This window comes from Algoriphagus alkaliphilus (assembly GCF_900103735.1).
In the GTDB taxonomy this organism is placed as follows: Bacteria; Bacteroidota; Bacteroidia; order Cytophagales; family Cyclobacteriaceae; genus Algoriphagus; species Algoriphagus alkaliphilus.
The window spans coordinates 43838-69235 of the sequence record NZ_FMXE01000028.1 but is presented as its reverse complement, the minus strand read 5'-3'; the positions used below and the strand labels follow the sequence as shown (position 1 = coordinate 69235).

The following is a 25398-nucleotide window of genomic DNA, read 5'->3' as shown; positions in this document are numbered from 1 at the left end:
CTGCTTAACCAGATCGAAAAGACCCACTTACTCATTCTGGATGACTTTGGCCTGCAGCCTCTCAATGCCGATACTAGGATGGCAGTACTCCAGATTCTGGAGGACCGTTATCAACGTAAAGCAACCCTGATCTCTTCTCAGATACCAGTGGCTCAATGGCATGATTACATCGGTGATCCCACACTGGCAGATGCTATTTTGGATAGATTGCTGACCAACTCCCAAAAAATAGAATTAAAAGGTAAATCACTCAGACACCAGAAATAAAAATCCATCCCTAAATTAGCCAACAGATCCACCGGTAAAGGGGTGGGTCAGTTTAGAGCGAAACACTTGGGTCAGTTTGAGTGAAATAATCACTTGAGTCCTTTTACTGGAAAAGCAGGAGGGATTACAATTCTTTGCAATTCATATACATCCAAAAAACTTTTTAAGTTCTCCTTTTGATAATTGAATGTATAAATTTCATTAGGCATAGATGAATTTGAAAAGATCTTGTTTTTTAACTAATAGAATGCCTTTGAAAATATTCCACCTAATTTCATTCTTGTCACCCCAACTTTTAATTATAAATAAAATCAATCTTCATTTTCAGACTTAGTAAAGGAATGGACCACTTCCCCATCTATGATATCATTTAAATTAATGGTAGGAAGGATCATGCGATTGAATTGCGTATTTTTTGTTTCTGAATGAAGAATCCCTCTAGCAGTACCTATTACGAGAGTCATCATATGGAGAGCTGTAGGTTTGGGAAGCGTTATTTGTTTTGTTTTAGCGTCCAACAATGAATTCCATGAATTTTCCTCAACACTGAAATAGATTGCCACTTCAAGAACCAAAAAAGGGGAGACATCTCCATTGTATTTTATTAGAGCTGAACAACAAACTATTCTTTTTCCAATATCAGGGAAAGAGAAATTAACTCCGAATGAATATCGGAATTTTTCCGCCTTTGAATCATAGGCTTCTGGAAGCATTGCAAATTGAGGTGTTTCAATTTCTTCAATTCTGAACTTAATGTTTTCCATATTAAATTTCTTCTGGCGTGAAACTTTCAGGATTGGCCCAAACTGCTTTTTTTTGGCCGGATTTATCTGATCCAGTTAAAATTGGGATTAGAAATTCTTCGCTTTCAAAATGGAATTCTCTGGAGTTTTTAAATTTTTCAAACTTTTTAAGAGCTCTTCCTATAGCTTGTTGTTTCCATTCCTCATAACTTTTATCTGCAAATGAGGATAGATAAGGAATTCCAATTGAGCCCCCATAAAATCTTGGCTTTTCAAAAGCAAGTGCGACTGTACCTGTACCCAAATCAATCGCGATGGAAGAACTTTTTTGGGACAAATATCCAGCATGAATGCGCTTTTCTCTAGACTCTTGATTAACTGTTTGAATTAATTCAATCTTAAGTGCTGATTCAATTTTTTCTATGGTGCCTAGAGTGAGATTCTCCCGTCCTTTCAGAATTTTACTAATTTGCTGAGGACTAACACCAATCCTATTTCCTAAGTCTGTCTGGGAAATACCGTTGACTTTCATATAGTAGGCCAATTGCGTGGCGATAATCCCGGATTTTCGAGATTCCTGTCGAACAGACTTCCTTTCCTCCGCTTCTATTTTCCACTCGGTATCTTTTTTGGAATTTTTTAGGATGTTTTGGATATGTAGGTTCTTTGTCATGGCATTTGTGATTAACCTTCAATTTTCATCAATAAGTCTGGATCTATGTCCGGATTGATGAATAAGTAGTCATAAACTTTTTTAAGTTTCTCTAATTCAACGGAAAGACCTTCTGAGTCCTCCATTTTTTTTGTCAACTTTATCCCTCCTCCTGAGATAAAATAGATGCCCTCAATTTCAATCGCATAAAATCGAAGCCAGCTATTTTCAAATATTCCATATGCCTTAAATTCATGCTTCTCAGATTCTTTTCTAATCTCTTTGTGCAAAGGGATAAAAATCTTTTCAAGACCTCTGCCAGCTTTTCCATTTGCAAGTCCTAAAATTTCTTCTTCAAATTCTGCAGATTCTTCAATGGTCAAATTCACAGCATTTGGGACTTCGACCAAGTCATAGGGATGACCATTGATCACTTCGTTCCAAAATTCCGATTGAAGCTGTTTTTTGTTTCTTAAGAAGTAATCCGTGAGATAATCTCTATCGGTCCATTGGTTAAGTAATCTCCGAAATTCATTGACCCCTTCATAGCTGGTCTCATCAAAGACAACAGAATAGAGAACGCCATCTAGAATTTCAAATGTATCAATTAACTTCACTTCTACAACTTATAGGTTTAAAAAAATGTTCACAAATCTAACCGATTTTAACAAATCAAACTGCAAAAGCTGATTTTTTCCTTGTTTGCCAGGATTGACTTTTGCCCAAAACGTATCACCGTCTACGAATTTGTGGATTTTGTAAGGACCATGTCTTTCTTGAGCGAGTAAGGAACCAGTCGTGCACAGCAGAAGAAGGTATAATAGAATATGCTTTTTCATTTTTTTAAAAAGTTTAGACTATTAATTTAAGCAAAAAATCACATTTTGAAAGCAATTCACAATGTATGTTTGTGACAGATCGAACAAGGCCGCACTGGGATTTCAATTGGAAACAACGGGATAATTCATGAGTACTTCCTGCAAAGCAAACCAGTTTCTAGCAATAAACCGCGGTGAATTTAATTGGGATGCTTAACTGATTAGATTAATTTCAATTATTGGCGAGTGTCATGTTTAATTGAACATTCTATCCCAAAAAAAATCAAATCAAATTTTCAATTTTCTCCTTATGTGCTTTGGTTAGAACTTTAATTATATTTTTGATTTCCTCCCTTGAAATATCTTCACTATAGTTTTTAAGAATAATTTTTTCTGTATCAATTTCTACCTCATAGGTGTTTTCTTTATTTAGAATGAAGCGAATAAGTGAAATATGTTGAAATTCATTTGAAGTCCCAGATTTAATGTTTCTGAAAATTGTTCTAAATTTTATTTCAGTTGTGCTGTCTTCAATTTTTTCACCAAAACTCTCAAAGCAATTATCACCAGAGTAGGACATGGATTCTTTTCCAATTGAAATGGAAACTGAACTGTAGAAATCTTCAAATTTTTTGGTGTAGACCAAAAACTCCTCCCAGATTTTCCGAATAGTTCCGTTATATATATTTAAGATAACATATTTGGATCGATAAATAGGTACTTTAGATTTGTCTGATGCCTTGAATTTCGCCTTCAATAAAGCAATTTCCTTATCTAAATCATCTTCTTCTTCGATGGATTCTCCTTTTGCTCCTGAGATCATGATTTCCAGAGACCGAGTTAGGTTTGTGGTGATGTATTCGAAAAATGGTTCGATCATCCCTGCATCGGCTTGTTGCAATGCGGAAAAATAATTAAACTTATCATCTGTCTTGATGATCAAAGGTGGGTATCCGAAATGAATTAGAATAAAATTCATCAGGATCCGGGCCATTCTGCCGTTTCCGTCATCAAAGGGATGAATGCGGATAAACTTGTAGTGAAATTCTGCCGCCAAAACGATCGGATTGACATCCGGTTGTTTGCTTTCTGAACGATACCATTCGATCAGATCATGCATTAATGCTGGAGTTTCTTCGGGAGTGGCAAAGCGGAAAATCTCACCAGTTTTTGTTAGTACGTGGTTGGGAACACTTTTGTACTTTCCTACTTGGATCCACCGCTTGGTAGGAAGACCGTCAGGAGTAATAGCATTTACCTCATAGGGTTCTTTAAGTAATAATTGGTGAAGTTCCCTGATAAAGCTTTCTGTAAGGGGATATTCTCCTTTGACCACATCCAGTACCCATTTGATCGCTTTATCGTGGCCAGTAATTTCAAAATGGTCTTTTAGTGGTTTTCCCTGGGCAGTAATTCCAAAAAGTATCAAGGCTTTGGTTTCGCCAAATGTCAAAGAATTTCCCTCCAGGTTATTGGAATGATAATTCCAATCCAATCGGAATTTTTCCATAATAATCTCCTCCCGCTCCTTTGGGATAGGACGCAAGAGATCCAATTCATTTTTTAACGCTATGGCTTTAGTAAGGGAATTCATTATTATTTTTCCTTAAGTACTTTTATAAATTCATCCCTCAATTTTTCAAGTTGCTTTTCAAAAACTTCAATCGTTTCTTTTAAAGGATTGTTGATATTCTCGACATTGGCATTTATACTAGAAGCGTGTACGCCACTATTTTCATAAAAATTAATAGTGTTGTACAGCACCTTTTCTTCACTAAAACCTTTTAGTCCCTCTAGTGTAACCTCTAGTGCATCAGCAATTTGTTGGAGTTTTTCCTCTGAAATATTTTCTGATTGTTCAAGTTTTGAAACCGCTTGTTTGGTTATTCCTCCAAGTCTTTCTCCCAAGTCTGATTGACTTAAGCCTCGCAATTTTCTGATTCGTTCAACTTTTCTTCCTTTATGAAATGATAATTTTTCGAAATTAGTATCCATAGTTATTGATTATTGTTTTTCCTCAAAATTTCGATCTTCTCTTTTTCACTTTCCAATAGTCTTTCATATAACTCTACAACTTTATCGAGTGGGTTAAATACCTGATTTATTCCAGTAGAGTTTTCAGAAATTGGTGAATTGTCAATGTTATTTGAGATATTATATAATGCTGAATGTTCATCGAAATTGTCTAAAAACTCTGGAGTTACTCCGAGGGCATTAGCAATTTGACCGAAAAGTTGGTCATCGATAGTCTCTTGATTTTCAATCCGAGATAACTCTGTTTGAGAAACATTCAGCTGTTTGGCTAAAGAATCCTGCTTAATTCCTTTAAAATTGCGGTATCTCGCTATTTTTCTACCTCTATGCTTTGTCATATTTCAAGTATTTTTGATAAATGTCAACCTTTTTTGCATAAAAATCAACCTAGAATATTTATTTTTTTAAAAATAACACGGCAAATTGTTTTCGCAATGGAAAAATCATTTCTCAAATTTTGTTTTCGAAAAAACCGTCAAGCGCCCTATGAAGGCATTGAGATATTTGAGTTTGAGGATTCTATTTCTGAGTTTGAAATTTTGTTTAAAAGAAAACCTAAAAACCCGATTTAAAACTTAAAACACTTTTTCTCCCTGATTGCCTCCGTACCTACGGGGCTACCACGATTGATCAGGGAGTGACGACAAAGAACCCGATGTATACGGGAAGCTCCTCAAGCCTATTAGATTGCTGCCTTGGAGAAGGCACGGTGGAAATGTTTTATTTCCTTGTTGTACGAAGTACAAAGTACCATGTACCAAGTATTACGATAGTTTGCTGCGGGTCGAGAACAAGACACTTCGTACTTCCCAACTCTCGTTGGTAAGGTGCTCAGTGTGACAAACGCATCGGTCATCGGTCATCCAACACCTGACAAAAAAATGAAAGTACTATTCAACATTACCAATTCCTCAGGATTCCAGGTCTCCTTCAAGCAGATCCAAAAGAATCTGATTAAAAACCCTACCTGATTTTCTTTTTTCCGATTAAGAGGATGCGCAGCCTCGAGCAGTTCGGTTACCACACACTCACGTCAGCAAGCTCTGAATAGCTGGTAGCGCTGACAATTCATTCTATTTCTTAACCTGAAGCTGGCCGTTTGGAGGTCGGGTGGGAGACTTGTGCGCCGTGGCGTAGGTTTGTCTGATTAGAGGCAAGAAGCAAGAGCCAAGAAGCTAGAAATAGCCAATTGTCACTTGCATTGCCTCAATCTCTACCTGAATCCCGCTATGGTCCATGGTCTATTGGCTATGGACTCACAGCCGTGGACTGTCGACCCTTGACCAAAGAACCCCAGCTTCACAACCATTTTCAAAGCATGAACAAACTACTACTCACATGCTTCCTGGCATTGCTATGCCTTGTCGGGAGGTACCTCGTAGCACAGAGCAAAGTTGTGCGATCACCCGGGGCTGAACTTCTTCATAGGTCTGACAGCCCCAATCGGGAGGGACCAATCCTTCCCGATATTTTCCTCAAGGAAACTTATGGAGCAGAAATCTCCAGTCTACCAATCAACAGCAGTGGACCGTGGACTGTTGACGGTGGACCCAAGTACGAGACTGCTTCGCTCCGTTCCTCCGCTCCCGCCACAGCGGGTACTCGCAGTGACGACAATCTACATCGCTCCTCCGAAATCCGAAATCCCAAATCCGAAATCGTACTTCCAACATCGGGATTTAGTTTAGTTGATAACTCTACTTCCCAAGGGCAGGAGGAAACTCCTTCTGCCCAAATGAGGGAGAGGAGTATCATCGACTCCCTCACTATCGGTGACCAAATCCCATCAGGTATCGAATTCAACTCTATACTAAATCATGAGGGTAACCTAATCCGACTGGATGACTACCGAGGAAAATACCTGATGTTGGTATTCTGGTCTCCTACCTGTTCGGGTAGTATTGGAGCCCTTCCCCGAATCGATCAGTTGACCCAAAAATATACAGATCAGCTTGAGGTAGTGCCGATTACTGTTTTTCCCGAAGAGCGGGTAGCTGAAGTCCTCAAGATATACCCTTCATTTCAAAAGCTCAGCCTGCCAATCGCTACAGATGCTTCTTATTTGAGGGCCCTGTTTCCACACTTCAGAATCCCTCATGTGGTTTTGGTAGATCCGGAAGGAAAAATAAAAGCAATTACCGGAGCGGAGGATGTTACTGAGAAAAATCTGGATATGCTTTTCAGTTCCGGAACAGGAAACTTCAGAACCAAAGTGGACCGAAAGATCCTGCTCAATCCGAATGAAAAGCTTATTTCTGAAAACACCCATCTGGAAAACAAAAACATCTGGCTTCAGTCTGCCTTTACAGGCTATATCCCGGATGTGGGAGGTTCGCTGATTCAAAATTATGAGGGGTTTTCCCATATCAGAATCACCAATATGACCCCCATTTACATGTTTCAACTGGCCTACTCCGAACGGGATTTGGTAGACTACTATGGGGTCAACCGAATCGAGACCAGAGGTTTTGAAAAGGATGAACTGACCAGCGATAAATCCGGTGCCGATGCCCTGGCCTGGATGGAGGAAGGGAATCATGTCTTTGGCTATGAATTGATAGCCCCGCCTTCTTATGATCCCTATCAACTGATGCGCGAGGACCTGAGACGGTATTTTCCCCATATCGAAGTGACCGTGGAAACTCAGTCCAGAAAGGTCTTGGCACTGATCCGGCAGGAGGGTAGGGACTTTCCTCCTTCGGCAGGAAAACCCAGATCATATCAATCCTCTCCTATGGGGGTGAGGATGACCAATTACCCTTTGCAGGGATTTGTCTACCACCTGAATGCGGCCTTTTGGAGAGCAAGTCCAACTCCCATTATAAATCTGACTGGAATAGATTATCCAGTTGATCTTCAGTTGGATGCCCCTTTGGCCAATTATGAGAAGCTGAGATTGGAACTTCAGAAAAATGGGCTCGATCTCATTGAACGGGAGGAGGAAATCAAAATTCTGGTACTTAAAAAAATAGCTCCATTTAAACCCCTCGCACTATGAGATTACTAGTAGCATTATTCACTGTCCTGTTATACACAGGAGCACATGAAATCTGTGGGCAAACCACCTCCCCAGTAAATGGGAGCGTTGTGGACATCGCTTCAGGACAAGCTTTGGCGGGAGCCATGATTACAGCGGAACCAGGGAGAATTACTGTCGTAGCCGACAAAAACGGGGAATTCAATCTGGATCTTAGCCCCGGTTCCTATGTGCTGACCGCTCAGTTTCTAGGCTATGCAACCTTTAAAATTCAGTTAAGAATTCCACTTGAATCAAGTCTTACCCTACAAATGAGCGCATTGGAACTGGGACTCGAAGAAGTGCAAGTTTTGGCGACAGGATACCAGGAAATTCCCAAAAGTAGAGCCTCAGGCTCCTTTGTCTCCGTTGACAGGGAATTGATCACCCGAAGAGTGAGTACCAATCTGATTGACAGACTGGAGGATGTGACTTCGGGATTAATTCTTAACCGGACCGGTGATGTCGGGCGGGATCCCATTTCCATCCGTGGCAGAAGTACGCTGGGGAGATTTTCCCAGCCCTTGATTGTGATCGACAACTTTCCCTATGACGGAAGTTTGGAAGACATTAACCCGAATGACGTGGAATCTATTACCGTTTTGCGCGATGCTGCGGCTGCTTCCATTTGGGGAGCAAGGGCAGGAAACGGGGTAATTGTAATCACCACCAAATCGGGAAAACCGGATCTTCCTACCCGGGTGAGTTTTTCTGCCAATTCCAACTGGGTAGCACCGCCCGATGCCTTTTGGAATCCCCTACTCAGTCCGGAAGATTACATTGACGTGGAACGGATGCTTTTCAATACGGGGTTTTTCAATGCAACAGAAAATAACCCGTCAAGACCCGTCCTGAGTCCTGTTGTGGAAACTTTGATCCTAGCCAGAGACGGTAAAATTTCAGGTGCTGAGGCAAATGGCATAATTGATAACTTCAGTAGGAATGATCTGCGTAGGGATATCAACAAATATCTTTACCAAAATCAGCTAAATCAACAATATAGCCTTGGTATTGCCGGGGGAGGAAAGTCGCATGCCTATCGCGTTGGATTTGGGCTGGACGAAAATCAGGAAAATGTCGTGGGTGATGAGAACAGGAGAATTTCCTTAAATATCAAGAATGACTTTTCACTGATGAATGATCGACTAAAAATTCAAACGGGACTTTATGGCGTAAAGTCCACTAGTACCGGAGCAGGAGTTGACCCGAATTCACTTCAGTTCAATAATGCATCCTACATGTATCCATACGCTCGGCTTGCTGATGATAATGGAACACCATTGGCTGTGGAAAGGGATCTGAGAGCAGGATTTAAAAGTCAGGCTTTGGAAAGCGGGCTTTTGGAATGGACTTATGTGCCACTGGAGGAAATCGGAAGGTCTCCCCAAAAATCCGTTCGCAATGACTGGAGACTTAATTTTGGTGCCAATTATCAAATCCTGAAAGGACTTAGTGCAGCGGTTCAATATCAGTATTGGGAAAACCGTTCATCGAATGAGACAATCTATGCTGAGGAAAGCTTTTTCGTCCGCAATTTGGTGAACTCCTTTACGCAACTGAATGCTACAAACGGCTTGCTGAGTTATCCGATTCCCAAAGGCAGTATTTATGACTGGTCTAACTTCAATTCCGGCAGCCATAATGGAAGAATTCAGCTTGATTATCAAAAAAGCTGGGCTGACAAATGGGATTTGACTATGCTGGGAGGAACCGAGATCAAATCCCTTGCTGCAGTAAATTTAATGGGTAGGTACTATGGGTTCAATCCGGAATTTTACAGTTCACTTCCTGTCAACTATCAAGGGCAGTTTTCCCAATACAACAATCCGTTTTCGGCATCCCTCATTCCAAACAGGGATGGGCAATCCAAAACAACCGACCGCTTTACCTCTGTTTTTGCCAATGCCGCCCTTAGCCACCAAAAGAGATATCTGTTGACACTGAGCGCGCGAAAAGATGCGTCAAACTTATTCGGAGTGGCCGCCAACCAAAAGGGAGTGCCCTTATGGTCCGCAGGATTGGGCTGGACTTTGAGTGATGAGGGTTTCTACAACTGGAATGCTTTGCCTTATGTAAGGTTGAGACTCTCCTACGGCTACAATGGGAATATTGATCGGAGTTTAAGCGCATTTACCACTGCAACTACGGTCACATTTAACCCCATAACCCAGATTCCCTATTCCAGAATCGTAAACCCACCCAATGAAAACCTTCGCTGGGAGCGGATCAAGATCATCAACGGGGGCCTTGACTTTGAAAATAAATCAGGAACCTTGTCCGGTTCCCTGGAGGTCTATAGAAAAGCCGGAATAGATCTGATCGGAATAGCACCATTTGCGCCTTCCACCGGAATTTCCCTGTTTACCGGTAATAATGCTGCCACCAATACGACAGGTTTTGACCTCAACTTGGAGAGTTTCAACCTTAAGGGTACATGGAATTGGTCCGCCGTATTTCTGCTCAGTGGAATCAGGGAAGAAGTTCGGGACTATAAAAATGAAGTACCTGTATTAAACCTTCTTAACAACGGTGCATCGGGATTAGGAGGCACCTATTTCCCTGTAGTGGGCAAACCGCTTTTTGCGATTTATTCCTTACCCTGGGAAGGCTTGAATCCGAACACGGGAGCACCAGTCGGAATTTTGGATGGCGAGCCATCGGAAGATTACAGGGCTATTGTAACCGGAGCAACACTGGACAATATCATTTACCATGGACCTGCAAGACCCTCCTTTTTTGGATCTCTGAGGAATAACCTGACAGTAAGAGGATTCAGCTTATCTGTAAATATCTCTTATCGCTTGGGATATTATTTCAAAAGAACCTCTGTCGAATATGACCCGATACTCTTGGGTAGGGGTGGACACTCCGATTATGCGCTGAGATGGAAAAATCCGGGTGACGAGTTAATTACTCAGGTACCCTCCATGCCTTCTCCAAGGAATACATTGAGAGACTTATTCTATAGAAACAGCTCCGTTCTGGTTGAAAAAGGCGACCATGTCCGCTTACAGGATATCCGTCTTGGCTATCAACTTCCCCAAAACAGAAGCTGGGCCAAAGCATTTCAGCGAGCCGAAATCTTCTTTTACGCGAATAATCTCGCCATGATCTGGAAGGCCACAGATACTGACTGGGATCCGGACTTTGGAACCTTCCGTCCGCTAAGGAGTCTGGCCCTGGGTGTAAATCTGGAGTTTTAATTAACAAAAATCGGGAGTGCCGGAGCTTTCCTCATAAGTAGAGGGGTGGTTCCCTCAGGTTTAATTCAAATCCCGGCATCTGTGCAGCTTTCATCGGCTGCACTCCCTTTCATTTAATCAAACAGCTATGAAAAAATATATCAAATACCCGCTTTTACTCACGACCTTCTTTCTTTTGCTGGGCTGTGAGGAGTTTTTGGAACCCAAGCCTGATCAAAGTTTGGTGGTTCCCAAAACGCTGAATGATGTCCGGGCACTCCTGGACAACACCGTGGTGTTCAATGTCCAAACGGCCATTCCTTATCTGGCTTCTGATGAATTTATATTATCAGACGCAGGTTACGCAGCCCTGGCCACCCCTTATGAGCGTGGGGTTTATCTATGGGAAGATGATCCGTTTGAGGACCAGCCGGTTGCAGATTGGGCAAGAATGTACACCCAGGTATTTTATGCGAATGTGGCATTGGAAATTCTGGATAAATACCATGCAGGAGCTGGGCAGGAAGCAGATCATTTACGGGGCACAGCCCTGTTTCTTCGATCGTATGCTTACCATCAACTCTTGCAGGTATTTACCTTACCGTATCAACGTGAAGGAGGAAATGATTCCAAACTTGGTTTGGTACTCAGAGATGTTTCAGACATAAACGCTCCTGCAAAGCGATCCAATCTGCAGGAAACTTATGATCAGGTGATCAATGATCTGAATCTAGCTTTCGCTTTACTCCCTGAAAATATACTTCCGAAAACCCGACCTACAAAAGCTGCGGCACAGGGACTTTTGGCAAAGGTTCAACTGGATGTATTCGATTTTCAGGGGGCATCCCAAAATGCTGAAAAAACGCTTCAACGCTACACCGGACGATTGGATTTCAATACACTAAATGTCGCTTTGGCCAGGCCATTTCAGCCATTTAATCAGGAAATGATTTTCTATTCAGCTTTATTGACACCCGGTTTTATGCGTTCACCTGAAGGATTTGTGAATTCAAAAATCATGAGTTCCTATGAACAAGGTGACTTACGGAAGCAGGCATACTTTCTTGACAGAGGCCAGAATCGGTTTACCTTTTCCAAATTTTTAACCGGAGCAACCCAGTTTTTTGGCGGGATCAGTGTTGGTGAACTTCAATTAATTGCCGCAGAGGGATTTTACAGAACCGGAAATGAAGTAAAATCATTGAAATATTTGAATGAATTGCTTGAGTTCAGATATAGAAAAGTAAGCTTTAAACCGGTTTTGCTGAGCGGACAGGAATTACTTGACAGGATACTGGAAGAGCGGAAAAAGGAACTCATAGGGAGAGGGATCAGATGGTCTGATTTGCGACGATTGAATCAGTTTGAGGGAAGCAGGATTGCTTTGGAAAAAACTATTAATGGCCAAACCTATAGATTGGAACCCGGATCTCCGAAGTATTCATTTCCGATACCCATTGAGGAAATAGTACAAAGTGGAATCGAGCAAAACCCAAGGAATTGAATAATAAATACCCAAGGCCGATTGGCCTTGGGTAAGTTGGATTACATCTGGGAGAATTCGCCGGTATCAAGGACATTCTTGATACCCGTTGCAGGGTCATCGTTGGAGAATTCCACGATACATTCGACAGACTGCAAGTCACATTCATACTGATTCTGGTTGACGAGATGGGTCACATCCCGGTAGCCATCAGGCGCAGAAAGGTCCGGTGTCCAGATTTTAGTAGCGGTTCGCTCCGCTACTATGTTTGGCAAATTCATACCCATCGCCAGGGTTGCTCCAAGCGCCAATGCGAGGGCGGGGAGCAGTTTAATTATTTTATTCATGATACAATCCCTTTTTTTAACAGATCAAAAAAGGGTAAACCGTTTGGAATTGAATGCCTACTCTGTTCTGGGTTTTCGGCATCGCCCAAAAAGGAATTTATCAGCATTGACCTGCCTCGAATTCAGGTCATTTCGAGGGATAAATTCCAATTGTTAGTTATTAGCCATCATGTGTGCCTGCCTCAGGAAGGCCCAACTTACTGACAGCAAAGTCTAAGTTCCAAGCACGGCCCCTGAGCGAAGTCGAAGGGTTTGCAGCCTTTCCCTTGCAAGTTTTAGGCTGCGGAGCAGTGTTCCACCGCACTGCTCCAATTTTTTCATATCCGACATTCATTATTCAGCGTTCTTCATTCAGTTTTTTTTCTGGTCCTTGGGGACCAACTTGGCGCAAGTTTTCAAACTTGTGCCTACAATAATGCAGTCTTCAGACTTGCCTGCCGCCAGGTAGGTCTATCTACCGCAAGGTAGACTGCCTTGGACTATAGCTCCGACTGATTTTCAATACCTCCTCGGCATCCACATCCCATTATCCACCATACTTCTGCGCCGAGGTATTCGGCCTTTTTTCTTTTTTTACCTTCCGCCGACGTGAGTGTCCGCACTCACGTCCCTAGTTCGGCTCCCGTTATCAGGATGCAATCTCGATCATCCCATTATAGGATTTACAATCCGACTTACCATCCCATTGCGCTGGTATCAGCATCGTTTTCCAAATAAAATTCCTAAACCAGCGCTGGTTCCGGATTACATCCTTTTCCCCGGGTTCACACCCGGGGTTATGAATAATTTGACCCATTCTGGGTCATTACTTTCATAAAGACTTTCAATCCTGAACAATGAACCCTGAACAATTAACAATTGACAAATAATCATTAACTAATTAACTATTTCCGCCGACGTGAGTGTCCGCACTCACGTCCCTAGTTCGGCTCCCGTTATCAGGATGCAATCTCGATCATCCCATTATAGGATTTACAATCCGACTTACCATCCCATTGCGCTGGTATCAGCATCGTTTTCCAAATAAAATTCCTAAACCAGCGCTGGTTCAGGATTACATCCTTTTCCCCGGGTTCACACCCGGGGTTATGAATAATTTGACCCATTCTGGGTCATTACTTTCATAAAGACTTTCAATCCTGAACAATGAACCCTGAACAATTAACAATTGACAAATAATCATTAACTAATTAACTATTAATATCATCGTTCGTCCCCCTTTCCCTCTTCAATTTTCCAATGTTCCAATCTTCCAATGTTCCAATCTTGAAATTCTTGCACTGAGCGGAGTCGAAGTGTTCCAATCTCATCCCAACCACCGCCACCCCAATCAACCCCAGATTCATCCAGAAATGGGCTGCCCAACCCATACTGTCTATAATCCCGGCACAGTTGCAGGGAACCCTCGGAAAAGCTCCCACCCAGATCAGTCCCACATAGGTGATAAATACTGTCAGCAATAAAACACTGCCCAGGTATCCCCACCATCGGGTCACAGAAAAGAGCAGGAGCAGGGCGAGTAGCAACTCCACTCCGGGCACGGCATAGGCCAATACTTCCTCCAATTCATTGGGCATGGGCTGATTGAGAAAAGCTTTCCGGCTGGATTCAAAGCGGATAAACTTTTCAAATCCCGTAAAACCAAATACCAATATCAAAATGGATGATGTTATTCTTTCCGTACCCTTCATGATCTTTCTCCTTTGGATGTATTCCCAAATCTCAATCTTAGCGCTATACTATTCCAAGTCATTTGCACAGACAGTGGATTTACTGTCATAGATAGCCTAAAAAGTATCATAAGCAACTTCCTGCTATAATCCATCTCCTCATTTATGAAGTTTAACTTCCTATATCCAAGGCCCCAAAAACTTTAAGTTTTCTTTTGTTTTTTTATTTTATTAACTATATTCAAACACTTGCAAGCCGTTAGTATAAATTTTCCGGAATAACTGTACCCGGTGGGCACCTCTATTTTTATAGCGTTGTCTTAGTCTAACCTTACCATTTCAAACCTGAACAAAAGAATAATTATCTATGCTCAGGATATTATGATTTTCACCGGTCGTTCCAGATCGTATGCGTATAAGATTTTGAAGCATGTGCGTGAGAGTTTGGGGAAGGCAAAACATCATCTAATTACTATACAGGAATTTGCTGATTTTCATGGTATCCCCGTCAATGAGATAGAGGATTTAATAGTTAAAAAACCCTGAAATCAAAAAGGACCTGCTTCTTGCAGATCCCTTGTTTGGAGTTTTTTCTCCCCCGGAATGACGATCCGGTTTGTGCCTTGGTAAAGGTTTTAAAATTTTAACATACATGTTTTGGGGCTTTAAGCATCACTTCATTTTGCCTTTAAGGAGATGCCTTTTACCCTTGATTAAAAACTTGTGATCGTTGTTGAGCACTCGCTGGTAACACTGGTGGTAAATACCTTTTCACCAGTCTTTCTCAGCTTGCTAAAACGCTTTATTTTATAGTGTTGAAGTGCTCGCTGGCATTCTTGCCATTCTTTAATTGTTAGCATAGGCATTAAATTTTGTGAGTATGAAAACTATTTTCAAACAGCACCTAAATCAAGAAATACTCATGAATAACCATTCTATTCAAATAGAAAGGGCTTTTAATTTCATGAGGGTGAATCCTGTTTTCTTCCTCTGGTTGATTTGGTTTATTTTTCTAGCCTTAGATATTTCCCTACGGTATTTGGGAGCTTTGAAAATTGCACCACACGAAATAATCTTACTTAATTTCGTTGGTGGGGGAGTCGTTAACCATTTTTGGTTTTTCTTTTTTCTTCCCCAAGTTGTTTTCCTGAAAAAATGGAAACTTGTTTTGATTCAACTGGCCATTATTATTAGTATTTATTTCATCATCAAATTATACTTATTGGGATATTGGTCGACAAATGACATCCAGTTGACACCTTTTTTTGTAAATGAGGCAATAAGGCTTCTCCAATTTATTCTATATACCTCAGCTATTTGGGGCTTCTATATCATGGGCATCAGGCAGGAACTACTTAAAAAATTGGAAATTGATCTGATTAAACTTCAGATAGAACATAAGTCCCTCCAACTTAACCCTCATTTCGTGTTGAATATGATTACTCAGTTTTCAGCTTCAATTATGAAAGTATCAAAATCCCTATTCAAAGAATTCAGCCTGTTTACCGAAATCCTTTCCTACAGTTATAAAAATCATCAAAAACAAAATTACTTAGATCAGGAACTTAGAATTCTGGAAAATTACATCGCTTGTCAGAAATATAGGTTTGGAAAAAAACTCCAATTCATAATTTCTAAAAACTTTTCAATTATCGAACCCAACAAATTTCCATTGCCAAAATGGACCTTGATGACCTTTCTTGAAAATGTATTTAAACATGGAAATTGCTATGATTCCAAATGCCCTTGCGCCCTGACTTTAAATATTTTCCCCTGGCAGGATAAAATGCTCTTTACTTTTTCACTGACTAATGCTTTGGAAGATTCCCCACCGGAATTTTCTTCAGAATTTGGTATCGAAGCAGTCTCCCGAATATTGAATTATTATTTCCCTGGTAATGTCCAGCTTTTCCATGGGAAATCTTCCACCGAGTTTAACCTGTTATTGTATATCTGCTATGGAGGATGTATTAAGGATAGGACTCCTCGATGATGAGGAATCCCCTAGAATTTTGCTTTCTGAAATCATTGCTTTAATCCCCGGATATGAAATCTCCTTTTCTACGGACGATCCTTTTTTGACTTTGGAATTAATAAAAAACGGTAAAATAGATATCCTGATTACTGATATTATGATTCCGGGATTTTCTGGTCTTGAACTGTCAAAAAAAATTCTTCACTTGGATATTCCGGTGATTATTTGCTCAGCACACGATCGCTTCGGAGTTGAAAGCTTTAAAGTAAATACAGTTTATTTTATCCTCAAACCCCCAAGCTTCTTTGAAGTATCCTTCGCATTAGAAAAGGCTCGTGCTACATTTATTAAATACAAACCTCTTGCAAATCCAAACTTCGAGGATATTGTCCGGATTAGAGAGTACAATGAATTTAAAATCGCCTTAATTAAACCTACTGAAATCCAATACATTGAACAGAAAGAATCATTCACCTGGATTTTTTTAGAATCAGGTAAAACTATCACGACAAGAGATAAATTTTATAATACTCTGGAAAAAATCGAACGCCCATATATTTTCAGAATCCATCGATCCTTTGCCGTAAACTATCTTAAAATGAGGTATTTAGATCAAGGGTATTGCCACTTTGACAATGGGGTTCGGATTCCAATCGGTAGTACTTATAGAGAAGCGTTTGAAAATTTTCTTCAAAACAAAACGGTCATTTAAAATACCTTAATCTTTTTAGCCCTGGAAAAAATCGCTGCGCCCACCCTTCTATATAATTCAATGTACAACCAGTCCTCAGTTTTTTTTCGCTCTAAAGGAAACATTCGATTGACCTGCATGTGAATATGGTTTTGAAAAACCCACCATTTCCTATCATCTGTTTGATTTGATTTCAACTGTTCAAAGATCAAATCTATATACTGTGTTTTCCAGGATTTTGGCATCCAATACTGAACTGTCTTTTCTGATTTTTCATCCCTTTTTCTGTTTAAACTTCGTTTTTCCTGAAATGAAATCTGCTTTACTCTTTCCTTTAAATAAGAAAAGCTCAGGGAGAATGTTCCTGACCTTTTTAAGACCTCAAACCATAATTCAGCCACTGCCTCAGCCAATTCTTCAAATGGAATTGATAAGCCCCTGAGGCCAAAACTGTAACCAACCATAATTTCCGACTCTAGGTGAAAAAGTTCCTCCGAAATTTTATAACCTTCCCTTCCATATTTTTTTATTTCCGGATAATAAGGTCTTATCTCGAAATCTGTTGAAGCTTGATTGAGTATTTCCAAAATGCTGGAAGTTAAAAGCTTTTTTTCCTCACTCGTAAGTCTTAAGAATCGAATCCTAACCTGAATTATATCCTCATGCGGATACACCAAATAATACCAGACAATACCTTTCTTTACTAATAGTGAAGTGAGCGCTCTGGAAAAAAAGTAGTCGAGAAAATCCAAACATTCATCGGCACCAACTCTTACCAATAAATAAAGGCTGTCTTTATCTTCATACTCGATCGAATTAATAAATCCATCCCAAATTTGATCCTTCCTTTCCCTACTTATTTGGACAACAAATTGTGGATAGATAGTTTGCTTGCTTTTCGATTCAAATTCAGAATTGTTAAACCAGACTGGTTCACTTAATGTAATGCGAGGATGTTTTCTTACCTCGTGCCAAAGAATTTCCATGTCGGTTTCCCTTTTCCAGTCCAAAACCAATTCTCTGTCATATATGCCAAGTAAAATGATTTTCGGTAACCTGTTTTCGGCCATCCAGCTTTTTAGACTAGCTTTTGTGTCGAAAAATCCCCTAAAGACATTCCATTTTTTGGCTTGCAAAATTATTCTACCCCATCTTATTTCAGGGACAAAGCTACTTTCAGAGTTGAAGGCAAATTGATAGGTGAATAGTCTGAATGCTTGCTGATGATCAATTTCCCAAAGCAACCGTATCAATGGATGGCTTATTTCTTTTCCATTCAGTGGATGCGTGACCACAGGGATGACTCGCCTCCCTAATTTCCGGTGGAATAGAAGGAATTTTCCGTTCCTTACCCCTAATTCAAGATCATCAAGTTTAATTGAATTCGGATTCTTCTCGGAAAATGGACTTATAAAAAATTCAAAAAATTGTTTTGTATCACAGATACTTTGGATGGTTTGTGATTCAAATACCTTTAATTCAGCATAGATGATTTCTTCTGACCTATAAATTTTACTTTTAACCTCCTTTTCAAATTCCAATATTTTTGGATCCCGATTAAACCTTCCAAAATATGAAAATGGCCTGTTACACAATAAATTGTCCAATAAAATCCCTCCGGATTTTAACTTTTTGAATACAAATCCTATATCGAATAACTGATCGTCCACTGGACTTTCTTCAATTTTCCCTTTCAAGTCTATTTCCTGGGTACTCCAAAAATCATTGGGCAGACTCAAACTCTTCTGTTTCGTCTCAACTTCATCTCCGGATGATATAAAGTTGCTGTTTAAAAAATCTGAATATTCAAAGAGAAGAGGGAGCGGGACAAACCTATCATCAAACTTTTCCTGAAACCACCTGCTTAATTTTTCCAAATAAGGATTTCTTACCATAGATATTAACTTCCCTGCGCTGGAAATAAATGAATTTAGATCCTGTTCGATACCAGGAGATAAGCTTAGCTTATCCTTAAGGATGATATCTACATATTTTCGGGCTGGTAAGTGATTTTGCAGCCATTTGACCTCTCGGCTTAAAATTCCCAGTTCAATTAATTGCTGCCATAAATCCTTAATTTCCTCAATATTTGTTTCTTTTAACCAAGATTGAAACTTTGAAAAAGTTATTTCCCCCTTTGAGGAGCAATAGTGAATAAGGATTGTGAAAATCCTGTTTTTCGGGATACTTACCATGGCCCACCGCTCTTCCTGAATCAAATAACTTAAAAAATAAAGCCTTCCTATTTTTTCTTTTCCACCTAATGCAATTTTCCACCCTACTGATTCACTTTCAGGCAGTATTTTGACTTTTTGATCCCTTATAATTCGTCTGGAGAAAAGGTCAAGCTGGAACTTTTGGATTGCATTGACTTCTCCGATCCCAACTCCCGAAAAAAACCAAAAGGGGTAGACCTATACCTTCCTCTTACTAAATACTTGTAAACTTTATTCTTAAGAGATGAGGGTAAATCTTGATAGGTATGATCTTTGATTTCGGCAAATAAATGAGGTGAAGCGTTTTCTATCGCAGTTAAAATTGATTTCCAATTATTTTGAACTGCTGACATCGACTCAATGTCAAAATCAAAAAGAGGGACTCGGAATAAGAATTTCATGGCTTTTCTTCCGATTCTAGGATCAGTTCTTCGCTATTTCAATTCTTTTGCATAAACACCCCTTTGAGTCTAATGAATAGCTTGTTTAATGACATGAAGGAATTCTAAAAACAATCCCTGGCAGACACAAGTATCCCGCTGTTCATGCCTCTCTCCGCAGCGGTTCGTCTCTGTCCGCCTCAGGCAGATTCCCACGACCCGCTCTTTGTTCGCTATGCAGTTCCAACAACCTTCCATACCCCCATACCTCCGAACCCCAATCCCTATACAATCCCATAGCAGTCCCTATACAGTCCCATAGATACTTAACCTTTTGGGCACGCTCCAAATACAAGTCAAGTCCACAGATTCCACAGATTCCATAAAATCCACTGTTTACATATTTTTCACAAAATCCTCAGAATCCACAAAATCCATAGAATCTACTTTAGGTTTGAATTTCAGATACTTACCTCCACTTTTCGGCAAGTTTCACGATTAAACAAGCTAAAATATGGCAAGACAATCAAGCTTTCTTAAACTCGAAGGTACCATCGGTGATGTGACCTTCTATAAAGGACGAAATGGCTTCAAAGCCAGACAAAAAGGGGGAGTCTCTAAAAATAAACTCCTTAACGACCCCAGATTCCAGCGAACCAGGGAAAACATGCAGGAATTCTCCCGAGCCGCCAACGCCGCAAAATTCCTCAAAGATGCCTTCCGCGAAATCGTTCTAAAATCCAGTGACGGTTCCCTCCACAACCGGCTTTATTCGGTAGCCATGAAAGTGGTCAAATCCGACATAGTCGGAAATAGGGGAGAACGTACCTTCGAAATGGGTGACTTGCAAATCCTGAAAAACTTTCAGTTCTGCAACCAGTCAACCATTGAAAATACCCTGTTCAAGGAACCAATACTCCTTGATGATCCTAACCAGGTCAGCATCACCATTCCATCACTGATTCCTAGGAAATACCTACGAACAGTCGAAAGAACTACCCATTATCGATTCTCGCTCATCCGGGCAAGCATCAACTTTCTCGATAAAGGGTATACCTCGGAATTGGTGTCCTCAGGGGAGTTGCCAATAAATGACCAAACCACCACGGATTTGGTCCTGTCTCTGCCCAAACCAGTGTTGCCTAATACCCATCACTTCTTTGCGCTGACTCTGGAATACCTCCAGGAATTGGCAAACGGTACCATGTACGACTTGTATGATCTGACTCAGAACCCCGCCAAAATTCTGGTGGTATCCTGACCTGATCATGAAAGTAATACTGGATAGGGAATACTGGCCCACCAGCACGCATGGTACCATCACAATAAATGATAAAGTGATATGCCATACCTTGGAATCCCCTGTTATTCCCGGCTGTCCTAAGGAATCCTGCCTGCCAGAAGGGTCCTACATTCTGGTAAAAGAGGATCAAATGCCCTTTTTGACCTTGCAAAAAACCAACAGAGGACCATTCCTCGGAGTGATTTGCCCACAAGGACAATTTAGGGTTGACCTGCCGCAAACCATCTTACCGATCCATTCAATTAAATCAGAAGGTCAAGGGACTAATCCCCAAAAAGCCTTCTCTAGATTGATACAGGCATTGGGAAAAGCAAAAAGTGCTCAGGAAACCTTTCGTCTGGAGATAAGGAGCTGTCCGGACAAAGCCCTGAACCTGGCCTGTTGCGAAAAAATCGCATGGATGGATTGATGGTCCAGGCAGTGGGTGGAGGAGTCATCGCACTCCTCCTTTCTACCATCGCTTTCTTCCTCAAACTCCTTATTCAGGACGTTAGACAGATGGGTAAAGAATTGGGAAAATTGAAGGAAGTCACCATTCGACTCCAAAGTGAACAAGCCCTGATCAAAACGCTCTTGCAAAACCCTTCATCAGGAACCAAAAGCAAAAAGATCCGGACCTGCGCCTAACCCATTCAATGGTGGATTAATGAACTCTGATCACTGCTAACTGGGTAATGCCCAATGATCACTGGATCCCCCCAATAACCTATAACCAATAACTTAAAACTAAAACGTATGAACATACTCTCAGAAGTAAAAAACCGAGCGATGGCTCCAACCCCTCCTTTCTTTCAGTTTCTGAAGAATGCGGGTTTAATTATCGCAGCTGTCGGAATAGCTGTTATCACAGCACCGGGAGCAGTACCGGCAATCCTCTTGGCCTATGCAGGTCATGCAGTGACGGCAGGAACTATCTTGGTCAGTATATGCCAGCTGACGGTGGATGAATCTCGGTTGGAGGAAAGACTATTGGCCTCCGTAAAGTAAAAATTAACTGATTCAATCTTTCAAAACCCGGATAGGTCTCCTGTCCGGTTTTTTTGTTTCTCCTTTGTCCTGCCCAACTTGGCGCAAGTTTTCAAACTTGTGCCTACGGTAATGCAGTCTTCAGACTTGCCTGCCGCTAGGTAGGTTTAGCTACAGACAGGTAGGCTGCCTTGGTACTAAACTTCGCCGCCATGAGTGCCCGTCCGCCGTGGAGGATCTCCACTCAGGGCTGAATCCACGCTCGATATCCTGCTTCTCTCCCGATATTTCTATCGGGACTGGACTTGAATTCTTTGCGACTTACCGCCTTTGCGAGAAATCCTAACACCGCTCATCTACCATCCTTCAAACTTCCTACTCCTCCTCGGCATCAACCTCCTTTTCCCCATAATACAACTGCGCCGAGGTATTCGGCCTTTTTTCTTTTTTTACCTAGGGTGCCGCTACGCTTTACCCTAGGCTACCGACCTGGCGTACCTACGGCACGCTTTGATTCCAACGATAATTTACCAACCTTATTCTTGACCAAAAGGACCGATTGGCGCAAGTTTTCAAACTTGTGCCTACGATAACGCAGTCTTCAGACTTGCCTGCCGCCAGGTAGGTTTAGCTACAGATAGGTAGACTGCTTTCAATCCAAATAACCCTTCCATTGCGCTGGCAACAACATCCTTTTCCAAAACAAAAACCTGCTTCAGCGCTGGGAACATTAATCCCATATTTTAACCCAGCTTTAAAAAGCTGGGCAATCAAAGGACCTGCTTTTGGCAGTTTTAACTTAGTACAAAACTACTCGCTGTGTTCGGCTTCATTCGTCGAATTTTCTATCAAGTCGCATTTTACATCAACAGATCCCTTGAAAATATTCTACTTAATCGGCAAAGGAAGGGCCCTGCAGGATTTACGGTTTTTGGTCCTGCGGAAAACCGTGAAAAACAGGTTAGCTCTCGAGTGGGCGAGAGAGATCCACCTGTTTTTAGGTTTGGAGCAGATCCAAAAATCCAATCGCCCACAAATAATTGTCAAGCTTCAAACACCACCGATTGGAAGTAAAGACTGGGGCCTGAAGTTTTTGGTTACTTTTTGCGTCAAAAAGTGACGAAGGAAAAAAATATCCAAAGCCATAAATCCTGTCAACGAGGCTACATTCACCGAATTATCAAAATAAACTCCCATTCCATTGCGCTGGCAACAACATCCTTTTCCAAAACAAAAACCTGCTTCAGCGCTGGGAACCTTCATCCCATCTTTTAACCCAGCTTTAAAAAGCTGGGCTATTAAAGCACCAGCCTTCAGCACTAGCTTGGAACTAGATTCATCATTTGAATGAATCGCTTTGGACTCCGGTCTGCCGACCCTTTACCAAAACTCCCAACCTCACCAGGTCGGATGCCGCTTCATCCAATTGTCAACAGAGAATTTACCGGATCCATAAACCAAAAATGTGATCAACAGAACCAGAACGATCACCGAAATCCCAAACTCAAGGTTGTTGGATACCGCTAAAAACCCCTGTTGGATATTCACCAAAAATACCGCCCCTAGCAATATCGGAATCTGAAATGCGATCGCTATCCGCGTGACCAAGCCCATCGCGATCAAAATGCCACCAACCAAATGAGAAAAGGCTACATAATGTGCCAAGCCCAAATTGATAAATTGCAAATCCGCAGTTTTCATGATTGAAAGCAGCGCTTCGGTATTAGAAATAAACAAAATGCCCTTATACAGAATAAAGAGCCCAAGTATTATCCGGACAAAGTCCAACCATTGCGGATGATGGCTGTCTGCCCATCGTTCGATTTTTGTGAAAGTATTCATGGCTTTTTTGGTTTGTTACCCTATTAATTTACAAATAAAAAACTGTAAAAGTCCTGACCTTCAGCAGAATGAAAAAATAACCTGAATATCCGCTCCCTTACCTATATCAAAAATAAATGGTTGAAGTTCTGTTGAACAAGCCAATTGCACTTCCAACCTTCCAACTACTTCTTCAAAACCTCCCGGTAAACCTCCTCCAATTCAGACACCATCCTACGCATAGAGAATTTCTCAATAACTCTTGACCGGGCTGATTTAGCCATTTTCATCCTCGAATCGGCATCCCTTATCATCAGAATACAGTAATCGGCCAGTTTCTTCCACTCATCAATTTCTGTCAAATAACCTTGGACTCCATCCTGTATAACCTCCCCAATCCCCCCGGCACGCGTAGCCACTACAGGCACTTCGCAGGACATCGCCTCCAACATCGCAATCGGCAAACCCTCAAATTCAGAACTGCTCATGTAGATATCCATGATGGACAAGTAGGGTATGACCTGCTTCTGAACCCCTACCCAGTGAAAGTGTTCCTGCATCCCGGATCTTCGGATTTGGTCCAGAATTCTATCTCTCCATTCCCCATCCCCAACCAGCAGAAAATGGGTTTCAGGACATTCCTTCAATATCGCCAAGGCTACTTCCACCCACAGCCAAAGTCTTTTCTGCGACCGAAATACTGCTACTTTCCCGATTACAGGAGCCGTCTCCGGTATCCCTAGCTGAGTTTTTAGTGAAAGATTACTTAAAGGAGTTAAGGTTCCAGACAAACCCTCTTGGCTACCGCGATTTGCCTCGCCTGTGCCGAACCAAGTCGAAGAAAGCTTTTCGTTTCTTGTTTCTTGTGTCTCGCTTTTTTCAAATTGTGTACTAAGGCCTTGATACATGATACTTGCGCCTGGCATCTCGCTTCTTGTTTCTAATCTTCCGCTCGTCATCCTCCTAAACACGTTCGTATTCACTCCATTTTGAATCACTTTGATCTTTAACCTTCCGCCACGCTGATAAGGGTCGAAAAAGGAATTGAGTTGCATCGATAGCGCGACTTCATTGGATACCGCAATGGCAATGTCCTGCTGCTTAAACGTGAAGCGGTTGCCAAAATAGGACACTTTGTTGTACCGGTCCCAGGTATTGTGCTCCGTGTAGACGATGGGGATTTCAATTTGCTTTCCCACAAATCTCGCCAATATCCCGGCCCAGGGTAGATGCGCATGGAGAATGTCAAACCCGTTTTTCTGGATGAAATCCCGAACCTTTTTCACCTGAAAAAACAACCCCAGATTGCTTGAAGGAATCAGGTGAACAATGATCCCCGATGCTTCGAGCTCGTCGACAATGTTGTTCTTTTGATAATAAAAATAGAGGCAGTGAAACTCAAACTTGCTCTGATCATGTACCAGGGCGGTTTCAGGAATCAGTTTTTCCGCACCCCCCCGGCCCAGACTTTTGATCAGGTGGAGAACTTTGATGCGCTTGGGCTTATTTTCTGTCATAGCTTCGTGCTGCAAGTTGCTTCTGCCGTTTGACAATTGCAAAGTCGAACCATCTTATCAAACTCCGGAATCCCACACCCGTGCTGCTCAAAGTCGAAGCATTGGTCTTCCGGATGCCGGGTTTTTCACTTCCCATTTGGCTTCTCAGTTTCCGGTTAGCAGCCCTTCCCTGATAATTGACCATTGATCATTTACAATTCTCTGGATCTCGTACTTCGTATCTCGTACCCCGTACCCCGTACCCCGCACCTCGTATCTTGTACTTCGTGTCTCGTATCTCGTACTTCGTATCTCATATCTCATACCTCATACCTCAT

Annotated in this window: 23 protein-coding genes; 10 read left to right on the top strand and 13 right to left on the bottom strand. The window is 41.5% G+C overall.

The window, feature by feature from the left end:
- Window positions 1–267, top strand: a 267-nt coding sequence (locus BLQ81_RS16745) for an ATP-binding protein (RefSeq protein WP_175454258.1), incomplete at its 5' end; no start/stop codon positions are given.
- 311 nt (window positions 268–578) lie between these two features.
- On the opposite strand, the gene BLQ81_RS16740 is transcribed toward BLQ81_RS16745, so the two are convergent.
- The 6 genes from BLQ81_RS16740 to BLQ81_RS16710 form a co-directional block, all read right to left on the bottom strand.
- A complete protein-coding gene (locus tag BLQ81_RS16740) occupies window positions 579–1031 on the bottom strand; it encodes a hypothetical protein (RefSeq protein WP_092732400.1) in 453 nt (150 codons plus the stop codon).
- Between the two features lies 1 nt (window position 1032).
- Window positions 1033–1542, bottom strand: a complete 510-nt coding sequence (locus BLQ81_RS16735) for a helix-turn-helix domain-containing protein (protein WP_175454257.1) — start codon at window positions 1540–1542, stop codon at window positions 1033–1035.
- 152 nt (window positions 1543–1694) lie between these two features.
- A complete protein-coding gene (locus BLQ81_RS16730; RefSeq protein WP_092732395.1) occupies window positions 1695–2279 on the bottom strand; it encodes a hypothetical protein in 585 nt (194 codons plus the stop codon).
- Window positions 2280–2763: 484 nt separating this feature from the next.
- On the bottom strand, window positions 2764–4074 hold the full coding sequence (locus BLQ81_RS16720) for a Fic family protein (RefSeq protein ID WP_092732389.1): 1311 nt from the start codon (window positions 4072–4074) through the stop codon (window positions 2764–2766).
- Window positions 4075–4076: 2 nt separating this feature from the next.
- Window positions 4077–4475: a helix-turn-helix domain-containing protein gene (locus BLQ81_RS16715; protein ID WP_092732386.1), complete on the bottom strand. Its 399-nt coding sequence runs from the start codon at window positions 4473–4475 to the stop codon at window positions 4077–4079.
- A 2-nt stretch (window positions 4476–4477) separates the two neighbouring features.
- Window positions 4478–4852 (bottom strand): helix-turn-helix domain-containing protein, encoded by a 375-nt coding sequence (locus tag BLQ81_RS16710; protein WP_092732383.1) that lies wholly within the window; start codon window positions 4850–4852, stop codon window positions 4478–4480.
- A 980-nt stretch (window positions 4853–5832) separates the two neighbouring features.
- On the opposite strand from BLQ81_RS16710, the gene BLQ81_RS16700 reads away from it, so the two are divergent.
- The 3 genes from BLQ81_RS16700 to BLQ81_RS16690 all read left to right on the top strand — a co-directional run bounded on the left by BLQ81_RS16700 (window position 5833) and on the right by BLQ81_RS16690 (window position 12216).
- The gene (locus BLQ81_RS16700; protein WP_092732376.1) at window positions 5833–7512 is read left to right on the top strand and encodes a peroxiredoxin family protein; all 1680 of its coding nucleotides are present in this window, start codon (window positions 5833–5835) and stop codon (window positions 7510–7512) included.
- The gene (locus BLQ81_RS16695) at window positions 7509–10733 is read left to right on the top strand and encodes a SusC/RagA family TonB-linked outer membrane protein (RefSeq protein ID WP_092732372.1); all 3225 of its coding nucleotides are present in this window, start codon (window positions 7509–7511) and stop codon (window positions 10731–10733) included. The genes BLQ81_RS16700 and BLQ81_RS16695 overlap by 4 nt, the downstream gene beginning before the upstream one ends.
- 127 nt (window positions 10734–10860) lie before the next feature.
- Window positions 10861–12216: a RagB/SusD family nutrient uptake outer membrane protein gene (locus BLQ81_RS16690; protein ID WP_092732369.1), complete on the top strand. Its 1356-nt coding sequence runs from the start codon at window positions 10861–10863 to the stop codon at window positions 12214–12216.
- A gap of 41 nt (window positions 12217–12257) precedes the next feature.
- On the opposite strand, the gene BLQ81_RS16685 is transcribed toward BLQ81_RS16690, so the two are convergent.
- Window positions 12258–12476 (bottom strand): hypothetical protein, encoded by a 219-nt coding sequence (locus BLQ81_RS16685; RefSeq protein WP_139183659.1) that lies wholly within the window; start codon window positions 12474–12476, stop codon window positions 12258–12260.
- 1256 nt (window positions 12477–13732) lie between these two features.
- Entirely contained in the window at window positions 13733–14233 is a 501-nt protein-coding gene (locus tag BLQ81_RS16680) for a MauE/DoxX family redox-associated membrane protein (protein ID WP_092732363.1), read from the bottom strand.
- A gap of 859 nt (window positions 14234–15092) precedes the next feature.
- Here BLQ81_RS16680 and BLQ81_RS16675 point away from each other — a divergent pair.
- The gene (locus BLQ81_RS16675; RefSeq protein ID WP_092732360.1) at window positions 15093–16205 is read left to right on the top strand and encodes a histidine kinase; all 1113 of its coding nucleotides are present in this window, start codon (window positions 15093–15095) and stop codon (window positions 16203–16205) included.
- The gene (locus tag BLQ81_RS16670; protein ID WP_092732358.1) at window positions 16111–16899 is read left to right on the top strand and encodes a LytR/AlgR family response regulator transcription factor; all 789 of its coding nucleotides are present in this window, start codon (window positions 16111–16113) and stop codon (window positions 16897–16899) included. Before BLQ81_RS16675 ends, BLQ81_RS16670 begins: the two co-directional genes overlap by 95 nt.
- Here the strand turns inward: BLQ81_RS16670 and BLQ81_RS16665 are convergent.
- Together BLQ81_RS16665 and BLQ81_RS23165 are read right to left on the bottom strand one after the other, a co-directional pair.
- Window positions 16896–18773, bottom strand: coding sequence for a lantibiotic dehydratase (locus BLQ81_RS16665; RefSeq protein WP_175454255.1), 1878 nt, complete (start codon window positions 18771–18773; stop codon window positions 16896–16898). The two genes, BLQ81_RS16670 and BLQ81_RS16665, sit on opposite strands and share 4 nt — an antisense overlap.
- A gap of 425 nt (window positions 18774–19198) precedes the next feature.
- Window positions 19199–19447, bottom strand: coding sequence for a lantibiotic dehydratase (locus BLQ81_RS23165; RefSeq protein ID WP_092732352.1), 249 nt, complete (start codon window positions 19445–19447; stop codon window positions 19199–19201).
- A gap of 541 nt (window positions 19448–19988) precedes the next feature.
- Between BLQ81_RS23165 and BLQ81_RS16650 the strand changes: the two genes are divergently transcribed.
- From BLQ81_RS16650 to BLQ81_RS16635, 4 genes are all read left to right on the top strand, one after another.
- Window positions 19989–20735, top strand: coding sequence for a hypothetical protein (locus tag BLQ81_RS16650; protein ID WP_092732346.1), 747 nt, complete (start codon window positions 19989–19991; stop codon window positions 20733–20735).
- A 7-nt stretch (window positions 20736–20742) separates the two neighbouring features.
- Window positions 20743–21186, top strand: coding sequence for a DUF5675 family protein (locus BLQ81_RS16645; protein ID WP_092732343.1), 444 nt, complete (start codon window positions 20743–20745; stop codon window positions 21184–21186).
- Window positions 21174–21404, top strand: coding sequence for a hypothetical protein (locus BLQ81_RS16640; RefSeq protein ID WP_092732340.1), 231 nt, complete (start codon window positions 21174–21176; stop codon window positions 21402–21404). Before BLQ81_RS16645 ends, BLQ81_RS16640 begins: the two co-directional genes overlap by 13 nt.
- A 108-nt stretch (window positions 21405–21512) precedes the next feature.
- Complete coding sequence (locus tag BLQ81_RS16635; protein ID WP_092732337.1) at window positions 21513–21764, top strand: hypothetical protein; 252 nt, start codon at window positions 21513–21515, stop codon at window positions 21762–21764.
- Between the two features lie 1377 nt (window positions 21765–23141).
- On the opposite strand, the gene BLQ81_RS16620 is transcribed toward BLQ81_RS16635, so the two are convergent.
- The 3 genes from BLQ81_RS16620 to BLQ81_RS16610 form a co-directional block, all read right to left on the bottom strand.
- Window positions 23142–23585 (bottom strand): DoxX family protein, encoded by a 444-nt coding sequence (locus BLQ81_RS16620; RefSeq protein WP_092732328.1) that lies wholly within the window; start codon window positions 23583–23585, stop codon window positions 23142–23144.
- A 164-nt stretch (window positions 23586–23749) separates the two neighbouring features.
- A complete protein-coding gene (locus BLQ81_RS22515; RefSeq protein WP_245693292.1) occupies window positions 23750–25081 on the bottom strand; it encodes a glycosyltransferase in 1332 nt (443 codons plus the stop codon).
- The gene (locus BLQ81_RS16610) at window positions 25068–25265 is read right to left on the bottom strand and encodes a hypothetical protein (protein WP_092732325.1); all 198 of its coding nucleotides are present in this window, start codon (window positions 25263–25265) and stop codon (window positions 25068–25070) included. The genes BLQ81_RS22515 and BLQ81_RS16610 overlap by 14 nt, the downstream gene beginning before the upstream one ends.
- Between the last annotated feature and the right edge of the window lie 133 nt (window positions 25266–25398).

Excerpts from the sequence above, each read along its gene's own strand:
- BLQ81_RS16740 (WP_092732400.1), bottom strand. The coding sequence starts at position 1,031 with ATGGAAAACATTAAGTTCAGAATTGAAGAAATTGAAACACCTCAATTT.
- BLQ81_RS16735 (WP_175454257.1), bottom strand. The coding sequence starts at position 1,542 with ATGAAAGTCAACGGTATTTCCCAGACAGACTTAGGAAATAGGATTGGT.
- BLQ81_RS16720 (WP_092732389.1), bottom strand. The coding sequence starts at position 4,074 with ATGAATTCCCTTACTAAAGCCATAGCGTTAAAAAATGAATTGGATCTC.
- BLQ81_RS16715 (WP_092732386.1), bottom strand. The coding sequence starts at position 4,475 with ATGGATACTAATTTCGAAAAATTATCATTTCATAAAGGAAGAAAAGTT.
- BLQ81_RS16710 (WP_092732383.1), bottom strand. The coding sequence starts at position 4,852 with ATGACAAAGCATAGAGGTAGAAAAATAGCGAGATACCGCAATTTTAAA.
- BLQ81_RS16700 (WP_092732376.1), top strand. The coding sequence starts at position 5,833 with ATGAACAAACTACTACTCACATGCTTCCTGGCATTGCTATGCCTTGTC.
- BLQ81_RS16695 (WP_092732372.1), top strand. The coding sequence starts at position 7,509 with ATGAGATTACTAGTAGCATTATTCACTGTCCTGTTATACACAGGAGCA.
- BLQ81_RS16690 (WP_092732369.1), top strand. The coding sequence starts at position 10,861 with ATGAAAAAATATATCAAATACCCGCTTTTACTCACGACCTTCTTTCTT.
- BLQ81_RS16685 (WP_139183659.1), bottom strand. The coding sequence starts at position 12,476 with ATGAATTTGCCAAACATAGTAGCGGAGCGAACCGCTACTAAAATCTGG.
- BLQ81_RS16680 (WP_092732363.1), bottom strand. The coding sequence starts at position 14,233 with ATGAAGGGTACGGAAAGAATAACATCATCCATTTTGATATTGGTATTT.
- BLQ81_RS16675 (WP_092732360.1), top strand. The coding sequence starts at position 15,093 with ATGAAAACTATTTTCAAACAGCACCTAAATCAAGAAATACTCATGAAT.
- BLQ81_RS16670 (WP_092732358.1), top strand. The coding sequence starts at position 16,111 with ATGTCCAGCTTTTCCATGGGAAATCTTCCACCGAGTTTAACCTGTTAT.
- BLQ81_RS16665 (WP_175454255.1), bottom strand. The coding sequence starts at position 18,773 with ATGGTAAGAAATCCTTATTTGGAAAAATTAAGCAGGTGGTTTCAGGAA.
- BLQ81_RS23165 (WP_092732352.1), bottom strand. The coding sequence starts at position 19,447 with ATGTCAGCAGTTCAAAATAATTGGAAATCAATTTTAACTGCGATAGAA.
- BLQ81_RS16650 (WP_092732346.1), top strand. The coding sequence starts at position 19,989 with ATGGCAAGACAATCAAGCTTTCTTAAACTCGAAGGTACCATCGGTGAT.
- BLQ81_RS16645 (WP_092732343.1), top strand. The coding sequence starts at position 20,743 with ATGAAAGTAATACTGGATAGGGAATACTGGCCCACCAGCACGCATGGT.
- BLQ81_RS16640 (WP_092732340.1), top strand. The coding sequence starts at position 21,174 with ATGGATGGATTGATGGTCCAGGCAGTGGGTGGAGGAGTCATCGCACTC.
- BLQ81_RS16635 (WP_092732337.1), top strand. The coding sequence starts at position 21,513 with ATGAACATACTCTCAGAAGTAAAAAACCGAGCGATGGCTCCAACCCCT.
- BLQ81_RS16620 (WP_092732328.1), bottom strand. The coding sequence starts at position 23,585 with ATGAATACTTTCACAAAAATCGAACGATGGGCAGACAGCCATCATCCG.
- BLQ81_RS22515 (WP_245693292.1), bottom strand. The coding sequence starts at position 25,081 with ATGACAGAAAATAAGCCCAAGCGCATCAAAGTTCTCCACCTGATCAAA.
- BLQ81_RS16610 (WP_092732325.1), bottom strand. The coding sequence starts at position 25,265 with ATGGTCAATTATCAGGGAAGGGCTGCTAACCGGAAACTGAGAAGCCAA.